A 12353-nucleotide genomic window follows, 5' to 3' on the forward strand; every position below is an offset into this window, starting at 1 on the left:
TTACGCGTTGGTGGAGGAGCCGTCCCGCCGGGCGGTCCACCGCTGGGAGAGGCGGCGCCACATCGGCGAGCGCGACAGCGGCAACGCGGAGACGCCCACACAGACCACCCCGATCAGCGCGAACAGCTGAATCAGGAAGGAGTGCCCGACGTAGCCGTCGGCGGCCCGCCACGGCCCGGTCGAGAGCAGGACGGCGGCGAGCACCGAGGAGACACCCGCGACGCCGACGAGTACCCGCGCCGCGAACGACGGTCCACGCCACCGTGACAGTCCCAGCGCGGCGGCCGCGACGAGGACGGTGACCAGGGTTCCCACCGGCCCGGCGACGACGGTCGCGACGGCCACCACCCCGAGGGAAGCGGCGACGACGCTCCGCCACGGTCGCGGCGCGGGTCCGAGGTCCCGGGTGCGCCGCCGCGGGACCAGGGCCAGGAGCAGCAGCGGGATCAGCAGCGCGAGGCCGAACGCGATCCCGGCGCGGTACCAGCGATCGGTCGGGAACTCGAGCGTCACGACGCCGTCCGTGCCGGCGGGCACGATCCAGCCCTGCTGCCACCCGCTCACGATCACCGGTTGCAGTTCGGTGCCGTCGGGTGCGGTGGCGATCCAGCCGATGTTGGTGCTCTCGGGCACCACCAGCAGTTGGTCGGTGTCGGCGGCGGCGAAGTCGAGTTCGCGCAGGTTCTCGGTCCACCGGCCCACGGTCGGCGAGGAGGGCGCGGCGGCGGGCGCGGCCGGGGCCGCGTTGAGGCGCAGGCTGTCGACGGTGAACGCCGGTCCGGGCGCGACCACCACGTCCTGACGGCCGGCGGGCAGCGCGGCGGGGACGGCCGGGGCGCACGGGGTCGCGGTCACCGGCAGCCCCGCCGCCAACTGTTCGGTGGTCGCGGTGACCGAGGTCCGCACCAGGGTGCCGCCGATCGAGATGGTCGGCCCGACATCGCAACCCACCGTGACGGTGCGGTCGGCCGCCGCGGTCGCGGTCCCCGGGACCGGGCGGCCGTCCTCGCCGAGCGCGACCACCTCGGACAGCCCGGCCGGCTGCAGTTGCAGGAAGCCGAGCGCGGTCCGGTCGAGCACCTCGTGCCAGCGCACGAGGGTCAGCACGATCGTGTCGGTGACGTGCGGTTCGAGGGAGATCGTCTGCGGCGCGGACGGGTCCTCGTCGTTGTCGAGGTCGCGGGTCTGCGGTCCGTCCCCGAGGTTGACCGCGACCCGGCTGGGGGACGCCGGCAGGTTGCCGGGGCTGGGCGTCACCGTCAGCCCGGTGACGAGGGTCGGCTGCGGCAGCCGGATCGTCAGGGTCGGCAATCCGCCCTTGCCCTTGGCCCTGGCAGCGGTCTCCGAGGGGGCCGTCCACGACGTCTCGACGTCGCCGTCCACCGCGGCGCCGGCCGTGCCGCGCAACTCGACACCGTCGGACGGTCCGTGCGCGGACACCGCACCGGGGTCGGCGACGAGCGCCTCGAGTGCGGCGCCGGGACGCGGCCGCAGCGTCAGTTCGGGCGTGACGGCGGCGGCCTCGGGCACCGACAGGGTCCGGGTGAACGTGCCCGGTTCCTCCGGGGGCAGGACCAGGGATCCGCTGCAGTGCACCCGGTCCGGGCCCTCGGCGCAGCCCGACCGTCCGGGAAGTTCCTGGCCCAGATCCCAGCCGCGCACCGCGGCGCCGTCGGGCGTCGGGGGCAGCACCGTGCGGTGCACGATCGGGACGGGCACCGGGGTGCCGCTCGAATAGTCGTCGACGGTGAGATCGCTGATGCCGAACTGGAAGCCGGGCGAGCCGTCCTCGGTGTGGGTGGCCAGGATCCGCAGCCACGGCGTGGTGCCGGACGGCAGCGACACGTCGACCGGCTTGCCGGGCTTGTCGACCTTCACCGACGTCGAGCCGTTCGGCGTCTCGATCCGCAGCCACTTGACGGGTGGTCCGAACGCCGCCGGACTGGTCGTCAGGTGCAGCATGCCGCGGGTGATCGGGGTGTCGAAGTCCAGTCGCAGCCACTGGCCGCGCGCGGTCTCGAGTCCGTTGCTGAGCCACGCGGTGGCCGGGTCGCCGTCGACGGTGGCGGCCGGACCGCTGCCCGGCGCGGTGCCGCCCAGCTGGGTGGCGTCGGACGCCGCGCTCGACACGGTGATCGTCGCGCCGGACCACTCGCCGTGCACCAGCGGCGCGTCCGGGACGGGATAGTCCGGGACGGCGTTGTAGGTGCGACGCGGGTCGTCGGGGCCGCGCAGCGCGGAGTTGTGGTTGTCGACCTGCCCGAAGTCCGTCTCGCGGTCGGTGGGGGTGTCGGTGACGGTGACCGATCCGTCGTCGATCCCGGCGCGCGCGGCGTCGGTGGCGAGCAGCGCCGGCCCGGTGACGGTGCCGTTCTCGGCGAGCCGCAGCAGTGACTCGGGGCCGCCCTGCACGACGGGTACCCGGTCCAGGTCGACGGTGTACGGGCCGGCGGGCGGTGTCGGGGCGCCAGGCGCGGTGACCCGGTAGATCTCGATCGCCGGGTACCCGGGACGCAGGTCGCCGTCGACGACCACGTCCTCGGCGGTCTCGGGGGCGATGTCGTCGCCGAACTGCGCGACCTTCTCGAAGCCGGGCGAGCCGTCGACCGTCTGGTGCACCAGCAGCGGCCGGGCGGAGCGCGACGTCTCGGGATCGAGGTCGTTGCGGACCACGACGTACCGGATGCCCTGGGCGAGCAGGGTGTCGGCGAGTCCGTCGGACGGGCGGCCGTCGGAGATGAGGCGCTGCACCGAGTCGAGGGCGCGGATCGCGCCGGGCGGGACCAGCGGGACGGCGTCACGGACCGCCCACGGCGTCGACGCGAGGGGCTGCAGTGGTTCGTCGCGGGTCAGTCCCCACACCTGGGAGCCGAACGGGGCGCCGGGCACCACGAGCGCGCGTTCGGCGTCCGCGCCGGAACCGTCGCCGCCGCTGCCCGCGGCGTTGTCCTCGAGCCACTGCGCGGCGTCGTGCCAGTACGACGGCACCTCGTCGTATGCGCCGCGCGGGGCCAGCCGGCCGGACCACGCCAGCGACGTCGTGAGGGTGAGTGCGACCAGCAGCAGGCTGGTCAGGGCCACGATCGGTTCGCGTTCGGGGTGCGCGAACGCGCTGCGCCAGCGTCGTAGCGGCACCGACCCGGGCAGCGGGACCTTGGCCAGCAGATGCGCGAGGCCGAGGACGAGCGGCAGCCGGACCAGCGGCTCGAGCTTGTGGACGTTGCGCAGCGGGGCGCCGGTGCCGTCGAGGAAGGCGCGGACCTGCTCGGCGATCGGGGAGCCGAGTTCGCCGACGTAGCCGGCGCCGAGTCCGGCGATGCCGACGAGCAGGATCAGCGTCAGCCGGCCCTTCGCGGGCATGGACCGCATGCACAGCCCGGCCAGCCCGGCGGCCGCGATCAGGCCGGTCGCGACGACGGCGACGGGCTGGGTGACCAGGACGGTGCCGGCGACGCGTTCGGGGGAGACGAACGGGGTCCAGCTGTCGGTGCCGCGCAGCACCTCGGTGAGCGACGTCCATTGGGTCGTGACGCCCGACGACTCGATGTAGTCGAGGAACGGCGGGCTCACCCGGCCGAGCAGCAGCAGCGGGACGATCCACCACAGTGTCGCCAGCAGCAGGCACGGAATCCACCATGCGGTGAACACCCACCAGCGGCGGTTGGGGCGGTGCGCGATCCACCACAGCCCGGCGATCAGGCACGCGGCCGCGGTGGCGACGGCGTTGACGGCGCCCATCAGCGCGACCGCGAGCGCCGACTGCGCGGCGAGCCGGCCCAGGCTGCGCGATCCCGGCCCGGCCGGCCTGGTCGCGAGTATCACCGGCAGCAGCACCCACGGGGCCAGCATCATCGGTAGCGACTCCGACGAGATCGACCCGATCGTCGTCAGCACGCGCGGCGACAGCGCGAAGGCCACGGCCGCGATGATGCGGGAACTGCGGCTGCCGATGCCGAGGGCCTCGGCGACCCGGATGACACCCCAGAAGCCGGCGACGATCAGCAGCGCCCACCAGAACCGCTGGGTGATCCACGGTGGAATGTGCAGCAGTTCCCCGAACGCGAAGAAGGCGCCGTGCGGGAAGAAGTAGCCGTAGGCCTGGTTCTGCACCTGCCCCAGCGGCGCCTGGCTGTTCCACTGGTGGGCGGCGCGGGCGAGGAACCCGATGGGGTTCTCGGTGAGGTCGTACTTGGTGTCGGCGACGGTCAGGCCCGGCGACTGCAGCAGGCACATGATCAACGCGACGAACCCGGCGCCGATCAGCCAGCGCCGGGTCAGGGGTTCAGTCGAGGGTTCGACGGAAAGCCCCCCGTCGGCGGAACCGCCGGACGAGGGGGAGGTGCGGGAACGCGCGATACCAGCGGGTTCAGCGGCTGCCGTACTCAACCTGGTTCAGCAGAGACGAGTTGGCGTTACCGGAACGGTCGATGTCGGGGAGCGTGTTGTCCTCGACGGCTGCGGTGATGCCGAGGATGGCGCCGGCGCCGACGACAGCACCGATCACAGCGCTGGCAATGCCGGGGACAAGGAACTTCGCCATCTCTGATCTCCCATGATCAAGCCGCCGGGTACGCGGGGTCCTACTCGTGCGTACGTGATGTCCGGGTCAAGGTATCACCCGTGACGTCGTGGACGGCTCCATTCCCGGCCCGTGGCGGCGGTCGGCTCGGTGTCGGGCCAGCTCACGCCGGTTCGCGAGCATCGACACCCAGGGCGCCGAGCAGCGTGCCGAGCTTGGTGGTGGTCTCGTCGAGCTCGGTCTCGGGGTCCGAGGCCGCGACGATCCCGCCCCCCGCCCACGCGAGTGCCGTGGTCCCGTCGGCGTCGATCTCGGCGCACCGGATCGCCACTATCCAGTCGCCGTCGCCGACCCCGTCGCACCAGCCGACCGCGCCGCCGTAGAAGCGGCGGTCTCCTTCGAGTTCGCGGATCGCGTCGAGTGCGCGGGCGGTGGGTGTGCCGCACACCGCGGGGGTCGGGTGCAGGAGGGTGGCGAGCTCGAGCGAGCCGACGGACGGGTCCCGCAGTTCACCGCGGATGGGGCTGGCCAGGTGCCACAGTTCGCCGGTCCGGGTGAGCTCGGGCGCGACCGGCACGTCCAGGTCCACGCACAGCGGACCGAGGATGTCGCGGATCCATTCGACGACGAACGCGTGCTCGGCCAGATTCTTCGACGACGCCAGCAGTTCCGCCCCCTCGGCACGGTCGGCGTCCGGGTCGGCGCGGCGCGGTGCCGACCCGGCCAGCGGTCGGCACGTGACGGTGCGGCCGCGTCGGCTCAGCAGGATCTCGGGGCTCGCGCCGACGAGCGTGTGCCCGACATAGCCGGGGCCGGCGGCAGTGAGATCGAGGGCGAAGCCGTTGGCCGCCGCGTGCCGGGTGACCATGCGCGCGGCCAGCGTCTCCGGTGAGATCGGCTCGTCGGCCGCCAGCTGCACGGCCCGGGCGGCGACCACCTTGTCGAGCTCGCCGCGGCGCAGCCGCTCGATCAGCCCGCGAACCCGCTCGACATGTACTGCAGCACTGGGTATCTCGCGTTCGATCCGAACCCGGGGCAGAGGCGGGGTGGTCTCCGGGTGCCACGGGCCGGGCGTCCACGACACGGTCTCGGGGGCCGTGAGGGCGGCGCGTGCGGCCGGATCGAACGGCAGCGCGCCGACGACCACATCGGTGCGGGCGGACGCGAGTGCGTCCGCCGCCGCGTCGGTGTTGTCGAATCGTTCCCGTGTCCCGGTGGTGCGAAGAGTGCGGTCGGGGCGCGAGAGGAGAAAGCCGTCCATGGTGAAGCCGACGATAGTCGGGCCGCCGGGCCCGACGCCGTCTAGGTTCGCGGCCTCACTTTCCGGGCGGCACGATCAGCACGGGCCGGTGGCTGTGCCGCAGCACGTGGTCGGCGACGCTGCTCTGCAGCAGCGAGCGCAGTCCGGTGGTGCCCCGGGTGCCGGTGACGATGATGTCGGCGTTCAGTTCGTCGGCGCACTCGACGATGGTGGCCCAGATCGCGGTTGCCGACTCGCAGCACCGGCCCTCGGCGTTGAGGCCGACGGCGAGCGCCAGGTCGACGCCCTCCTCGTTGGTGGCCTTCGCGTCGGTGAGCGCGACATCCTCGGATGCCTCGTCCGGGACCCACTCGGGTTGCATCACGCCGGACAGCCCGGACATGCGGGCGGCCTGACGGACCATCGGCTCCCAGGCGGTGGCGACCACGGCGCGGTTCGCGGCAAGGAAGCGGCCGGCGTACTCGATCGCCCGCTTGGCGTTGTCGGAGCCGTCGTAAGCAATGAGCATGAGATCTGCAGGCACTGTGACCTCCTGAAATCGGGGTCGACCGCCGTTGGCGGCCTTCGGCTTCCGTTCTTCGAGATTACCTTGCCATTACCCCCGCCGCTCGGCTCGAAAAACGGTCGGAATGGATGTGGACTACCGTCGGATCCATGCGAATCCGACATGCCCTGGCCCTCGCTCTGTGCGCCGGACTGGCCGTCGGCTGTTCGTCCGGCGACGGTGGCGACACCTCCACCACCACGGCGCAGTCCTCGCAGTCCGCGTCCAGTCAGCCCACGTCGCAGACCAAGCCGTCCGGTCCGTCGCTGCCGGGGTTCGGAGGGTCCGCGGTCTGCGGTCCCGCCTTCCTGGATTCGCTCACGCAGCGGCAGAAGCTCGCGCAGTTGCTCACTGTCGGGGTCACCGGCACCGCGGACGCGCTCGACATCGTCAAGTCGGAGGGGATCGGCGGCATCTTCATCGGCAGCTGGACGGACGAGTCGATGCTCGCGAACGGCGAGGTCCCGCAGGTCGAGGACGCCAGCGCGATCCCACTGATGGTGACGATCGACGAGGAAGGTGGCCGGGTGTCCCGCGTGGACGAACTGTTCGGGCCGGACCCGTCGGCGCGCGAGGTCGCGCAGACGATGACGACGGACCAGACGTACCAGATGGCGCTCGAGCGGGGACGCGAGCTGAAGAGCCTCGGTATCACCGTGAACTTCGCGCCGGACGTCGACGTCAGCAGTCAGCCGGCCGACTCGGTGATCGGGGACCGGTCGTTCTCGGACGATCCGGAGGTGGTGACGCGATACGCGGAGGCGTACGCGCGGGGCATGCGTGAGGCCGGAATTCTGCCGGTGCTCAAGCACTTCCCCGGACACGGTTCGGCATCGGGCGATTCGCACACCGGTGCCGTCACCACGCCGCCGCTGGACCAGTTGCAGACTTCCGACCTGGTGCCGTACCGCAACCTGGTGGATACCGAGGTCGGCGTCATGCTCGGACACCTGAGCGTTCCGGGTTTGACGACCAACGGACTTCCGGCGAGCCTGAGCCCGGAGGCGGTCTCGCTGCTGCGCGAGGGCACCGGCTACGACGCACCCCCGTTCACCGGGCCCATCTTCACCGACGATCTGAGCGGAATGAAGGCCATCACCGACCGCTACGACATCGCTCAGGCCGTGGAGCAGGCGTTGAAGTCCGGCGTGACGGTCGCGCTGTGGCTCACGACCGACGACGTCCCGCGGGTCCTGGATCATCTGGAACAGGCGGTGTCGTCCGGGCGTCTGCCCGCAGCTCAGGTCGATTCCTCGGTGCTCACGTTGGCGCGCGCCAAGGGTGCCGTGACCTGCTGAGCCGGATCTGGGTCACAATGGAGCCTCCTGTCGTGACCGTTGATCTTCTTACCATCGAGTAAGATGGCACTTCTTACCCGTGGTTGGAGGAATTATGGCTGGTGGCACCAAGCGGCTGCCCAGGGCCGTCCGTGAGCAGCAGATGCTCGACGCTGCCGTCGAGGTCTTCTCCGACAACGGGTTCCACGACGCGTCGATGGACTCGATCGCGGCCAAGGCGAGCATCTCCAAGCCGATGCTGTACCTGTACTACGGGTCCAAGGACGAACTGTTCGCGGCGTGTATTCACCGTGAGGGGCTGCGTTTCGTCGAGGCCATCTCACCGGCGGGCGATCCCAATCTGCCGCCGCGCGAACAACTGCGCGCCGCGCTGACGGGCTTCCTCGGCTTCGTCGACGACAACCGCAGTTCCTGGATGGTGCTGTATCGGCAGGCGATCGGTCAGCAGGCGTTCGCGTCGCAGGTCGGCAGCAGCCGCGACCGGTTGATCGAGTTGACCGCCAAGCTGCTCGAGTCCAGCACCAAGGATCCGGAGCCGGGAACCGACTTCTCGATCATGGCGGTCGCGCTGGTCGGCGCGGGCGAGGCGGTCGCGGACCGCGTCGCCGGTGGCGAGATCAAGGTCGCCGCGGCCGTCGAGTTGCTCGAGAACCTCGCGTGGCGCGGTCTGGCCGGCAAGAAGAAGTAGTCACAGACCTTGCGAACGGGCCCCGGGCGGAGTTTCCGCCCGGGGCCCGTCGCTCTGTCAGGTGTCAGTACCAGTGTTTGCGTCCGCCGACGGCGCGACCTGCCGCGCCGAGGATGAGCAGCACGGCGCCGACGATCAGTGCGATGACACCGAGGGTCCACAGGATCGGGATCTTGATCAGCAGGCCGAGGACGAGCAGGATGATGCCGAGGGTGATCATGTTTCGCCCCTTTCGTTTTCGATAGACATTCCGTTCGCGATGGGCGGCGGTGTGGCGAGTGGTCAGGCGGCCCCACGTTGCGGTGCGCGTCGTTCCCGGAGAAGCATCGCGCGCTCGGATTCGCCGACGCCGCCCCACACTCCGAAGGGTTCCGGCACCGCGAGGGAGTGCTCGAAGCACTTGGCCACGACCGGGCACGCCGCGCAGATCGCCTTGGCGCGGCGCTCACGCATCATGCGGGCGTTGCCGCGTTCGCCGGTCGGCGGGAAGAAGACCGCTTCGTTCATGCCCTGGCAGTTGCCGTGCTGCTGCCATTCCCAGGTGTCGGCCAGGGGTGCGAGGTTCGGTCGGATTCCGGTCATCGAATGCTCCTCGAGAATGTTCGTCGGCTGCCGATCGCGTCTGTGCGCGGCTCGGGGCCTCGTGAAGGCGTGCGCCGGTCGGGCGCTGCGCGGGTGTGCGGCCTGTCAGGCGGCGCTGAGCCTGTTGTCGGCGGACGGTGTGACCGGGTCGCCGCCGTACATCTGCTCCAAGCGGCGCTTGATTTCTTCGGTGCTGAGCGACCATGTCGCGGACTTTCGGCCTGCAAAGGTCGGGCGATGCGCACTCACGTGTGGTCATCCTTTCTTCTCTGATACGGCCCACCCGTAGTCGACGAAACCTCTCGGTTCGCCGCTCGGGCTCGGAAGACCGGTGGGGTGGAGTGCGCCTGCCTGCCTCGTTCGGCGTGGGCTGACTTCTCCGTCTCACTCTTCTTCGCTTGCATCTGGAAGCTTTGACTCCCTAACCGTACAACAAAATCTATGTCTGCCAAATCAGATATGTTGAATCTGCCGAAGGATCGGATCTCCCGTGCAGGTGAGAGGGGAGATTCTCGAGATGTAAGAAGTCGAGGATCGGGCGCGCCGACGACCCGTGTGGAGGGTGTGAAGGAATCTGACTCTGCTGCCGCACATTCGGTATGGTCCCGGTGATACCGTGGGGCCTGAGCAACCGCTCGCAGAGGCCGTTCGAGAGTCCGTACGGGGCACCTGTGGGCGTGAATCCCACGCGACCAACCTCGACGCGATATGAAGGCCACGATGACGCAACAGTCTCCGCCCCGCTCGACCCGCGGAGTCTACGGAATTTCGGTGACTTCGGAGTTGACCGGAATCGGTCCGCAGACTCTGCGGTTGTACGAGCGTCGCGGGCTCATCACGCCGTCACGTACCGGCGGTGGCACGCGTCGCTACAGCGAAGAGGACATCTACCGGCTATCGCGGGTGTCCGAACTGGTCGACGCCGGCGTCAATCTGACGGGGATCCGGCAGATCCTCGAACTGGAGGCCTCCAACGCCGAACTCGTCGCCGAGAATGCGCGTCTGCGAGGCGAATTGGACGGTCGGCAGGCCTGACCCCCGAGAGACGCGGACGCCCGGGTGTAGGCGAGGCATCTCGACTACGCCCGGGCGTGGGTGGGCGTACCGGTCCTACCGCAGGGTCGCGCTGAGGTGCGGGTAGCCCTTCTTCGGATTCTTCAGTGCCAGTTCCCAGCCGTCGGGCGTCCGGTCGGCGTACAGGTTCACCGTGGCCGGCAGCACGATCGGCTTGCCGAAGCGCACGCTGTACGTCACCCGTTCGGGGAGGCGGCCCTCGAGCAGCTGCAGCGCGGCCGCGGCGCTCCACATGCCGTGCGCGATGGTGCCCGGGAAGCCGAATGCCTTGGCGCCCAGTGCGGATACATGGATCGGGTTCCGGTCACCGGACACCGCCGCGTACCGGCTGATGATCCGCTGGTCCACCCGCAACGTGCGGGTGGGCGGGGGCGGCACCTCGCTCGGGTGTTCGGGCTTCGGCTCCTTGGGTGCGCCGGTGGGGTGCATCTTCAGGAACGTACTGACCTGGCGCCACACCAGTTCCCGGCCCACCGAGACCTCGCTGACGAAATCCACCTGTGTGCCCTTGGGGTGCGCCCGCAAATTCTCGGCACGCACCTTCAGGTCCAGCGGCTCGCTCATCGAGATCGGGCGCAGTTGCTCGATCACGTTGTCGGTGTGGACGGAACCGATTGCAGGGAAGGGGAAATCGCGCGAGGTGAGCAGCCGCATGACGCTCGGGAAGACGAGTGTGAACGGGTACGTGATCGGTAGCGTGTCGCCGAACCGCAGCCCACACACCTTGGCGTATGCGGCAAGGTTCGCGCTGTCCACCCGCAGACCCTGCAGGGCGAGGGTCTCCTTCGGCAGGCTGCGCTTGCCGGAGGGCTTGGTGAAGGGCAGCGCGCCCAGTGCCGCTCGTGCGTAGTTGTCGAGGGTGCCGGGCTGTTCGCGCAGCTGCACGAGTGTTCCCTTGCGGCCGGTCATCACGCGCCCAGCAGCGACTGGCCGCACACGCGCACGACCTGGCCGGTCACGGCGCCCGACGCGGGGCTGGCGAAGTACGACACCAGTTCCGCCACGTCCACGGTCTGGCCGCCCTGCAGCAGCGAGCTCATCCGGCGTCCGGCCTCGCGGGTCGCGAACGGGATCGCGGCGGTCATCGCGGTCTCGATGAAGCCGGGGGCGACGGCGTTGATGGTGATCTTCTTCTCGGCCAGCACCGGCGCGGTGGCCTGGACCAGGCCGATGACGCCGGCCTTCGAGGTGCCGTAGTTGGTCTGGCCGCGGTTGCCGGCGATGCCGGCGATCGAGGACACGTCCACCACGCGGCCGCCCTCGCGGAGCACACCCTTGGCGACCAGGGTGTCGGTGATCTTCTGCGGGGCAAGGAGGTTGACGCCGATCACGCTGTTCCAGCGGGACTCGTCCATGTTCGCGAGCGTCTTGTCTCGGGTGATGCCGGCGTTGTGGACGATGATGTCCGCGCCGCCGTGACGTTCCATCAGGTGCTCGGCGAGCTTGTCGGCTGCGTCGGCGGCCGTGACGTCGAGTGCGAGGGACGTGCCGCCCACCTTGTTGGCCGTCTCGGACAGTGCCTGGCCGGCGGCCGGGATGTCGGCGCACACGACCTGCGCGCCGTCGCGGGCGAGGACCTCGGCGATGGTGGCGCCGATGCCACGCGCGGCGCCGGTCACGACGGCGACCTTGCCCTCGAGCGGGCGGTCCCAGCTCGCGGGGGCGACCGCGTCCTCGGCGCCGACCCGGATCACCTGGCCGTCGACGAACGCCGACTTGGCCGAGAGTAGGAAGCGGAGGGTGGACTCGAGGCCGGACAGGCCGGTGGTGGCGTCGGGGGAGACGTAGACCAACTGGGCGGTGGCGCCGCGCTTGATCTCCTTGCCGACGCTGCGGGTGAAGCCCTCGAGCGCACGCTGGGCGATCTGCTCGTCGACGCCCGATGCAAGCTCCGGCGTCGTACCGAGCACGACGACGCGGGCCGACGGCGCGAGGTTGCGGATGACGGGCTGGAAGAACTCGAACAGCTGCACCAGCTCGGTTACCTGGCCGATGCCGGTCGCGTCGAACACGAGCGCGCCGTAGCGGTCGTCGTGCGGCTGCGCGGCCGGGTAGTCCGACAGCAGCGCGCGGATCGGCTCCATCAGACGCCCCTCGCCGCCGATCAGGACCGGGCCCGCCAGGGGCGGCTCGCCGGCCTTGTAGCGACGCAGCTTCTCCGGCTGCGGCAACCCGGCCTGCTTGGCGATGAACGCGCCCGGCGCGGACGAGAGGAACTGTGAGTAGAGGTCGGGAGCGCCCTTGCTGGCTGCCACGGTCCACCTTCTTTGTCGCAATCGGGCACCCGTGCATCCGGGTGCGGTGTCGACATTGAACTTACTCTGGAGTAAGTTCAATGTCGAGTGCAGAACCCACCGCCGAGGCGGATCGACCATGCGGATCTCGAG

The 12353-nt window shown here is 70.3% G+C and carries 12 protein-coding genes; 3 read left to right on the forward strand and 9 right to left on the reverse strand.

Translation table 11 applies throughout. The features are described from left to right. The 4 genes from DEU38_RS20940 to DEU38_RS20955 all read right to left on the reverse strand — a co-directional run bounded on the left by DEU38_RS20940 (position 1) and on the right by DEU38_RS20955 (position 6303). A complete protein-coding gene (locus DEU38_RS20940; protein ID WP_181818876.1) occupies positions 1–4233 on the reverse strand; it encodes an alpha-(1->3)-arabinofuranosyltransferase in 4233 nt (1410 codons plus the stop codon). Between the two features lie 133 nt (positions 4234–4366). Next, the gene (locus tag DEU38_RS20945; RefSeq protein ID WP_114723333.1) at positions 4367–4540 is read right to left on the reverse strand and encodes a DUF2613 domain-containing protein; all 174 of its coding nucleotides are present in this window, start codon (positions 4538–4540) and stop codon (positions 4367–4369) included. A 142-nt stretch (positions 4541–4682) separates the two neighbouring features. Next, positions 4683–5780: an isochorismate synthase MenF gene (locus DEU38_RS20950; RefSeq protein WP_114723334.1), complete on the reverse strand. Its 1098-nt coding sequence runs from the start codon at positions 5778–5780 to the stop codon at positions 4683–4685. Positions 5781–5835: 55 nt separating this feature from the next. Next, positions 5836–6303, reverse strand: coding sequence for a universal stress protein (locus DEU38_RS20955; protein ID WP_114723335.1), 468 nt, complete (start codon positions 6301–6303; stop codon positions 5836–5838). 131 nt (positions 6304–6434) lie between these two features. Here DEU38_RS20955 and DEU38_RS20960 point away from each other — a divergent pair, with 131 nt between their 5' ends. Continuing rightward, on the forward strand, positions 6435–7622 hold the full coding sequence (locus tag DEU38_RS20960; RefSeq protein WP_114723369.1) for a glycoside hydrolase family 3 N-terminal domain-containing protein: 1188 nt from the start codon (positions 6435–6437) through the stop codon (positions 7620–7622). Positions 7623–7716: 94 nt separating this feature from the next. Continuing rightward, a complete protein-coding gene (locus tag DEU38_RS20965; protein WP_114723336.1) occupies positions 7717–8310 on the forward strand; it encodes a TetR/AcrR family transcriptional regulator in 594 nt (197 codons plus the stop codon). 64 nt (positions 8311–8374) lie between these two features. Here the strand turns inward: DEU38_RS20965 and DEU38_RS28615 are convergent, their stop codons facing one another. From DEU38_RS28615 to DEU38_RS28620, 3 genes are all read right to left on the reverse strand, one after another. Then, positions 8375–8530 (reverse strand): DUF6131 family protein, encoded by a 156-nt coding sequence (locus DEU38_RS28615; RefSeq protein WP_174913263.1) that lies wholly within the window; start codon positions 8528–8530, stop codon positions 8375–8377. A gap of 62 nt (positions 8531–8592) precedes the next feature. Further along, positions 8593–8892, reverse strand: a complete 300-nt coding sequence (locus tag DEU38_RS20970; protein ID WP_114723337.1) for a WhiB family transcriptional regulator — start codon at positions 8890–8892, stop codon at positions 8593–8595. A gap of 105 nt (positions 8893–8997) precedes the next feature. After that, positions 8998–9141: a hypothetical protein gene (locus DEU38_RS28620; RefSeq protein WP_174913260.1), complete on the reverse strand. Its 144-nt coding sequence runs from the start codon at positions 9139–9141 to the stop codon at positions 8998–9000. Between the two features lie 459 nt (positions 9142–9600). On the opposite strand from DEU38_RS28620, the gene DEU38_RS20975 reads away from it, so the two are divergent. Beyond that, positions 9601–9927 carry a helix-turn-helix transcriptional regulator gene (locus DEU38_RS20975; protein WP_114723338.1) on the forward strand — a complete coding sequence of 109 codons (327 nt, stop codon included), beginning with the start codon at positions 9601–9603 and terminating at the stop codon, positions 9925–9927. Between the two features lie 75 nt (positions 9928–10002). Here DEU38_RS20975 and DEU38_RS20980 read toward each other — a convergent pair whose 3' ends face one another. Next, a complete protein-coding gene (locus DEU38_RS20980; RefSeq protein ID WP_114723339.1) occupies positions 10003–10875 on the reverse strand; it encodes a MaoC/PaaZ C-terminal domain-containing protein in 873 nt (290 codons plus the stop codon). Next, a complete protein-coding gene (locus DEU38_RS20985) occupies positions 10875–12221 on the reverse strand; it encodes a 3-oxoacyl-ACP reductase (protein WP_114723340.1) in 1347 nt (448 codons plus the stop codon). Before DEU38_RS20985 ends, DEU38_RS20980 begins: the two co-directional genes overlap by 1 nt. Positions 12222–12353: the final 132 nt, after the last annotated feature.

It is taken from the genome of Rhodococcus sp. AG1013, from assembly GCF_003350365.1.
Classification (GTDB): Bacteria; Actinomycetota; Actinomycetes; order Mycobacteriales; family Mycobacteriaceae; genus Prescottella.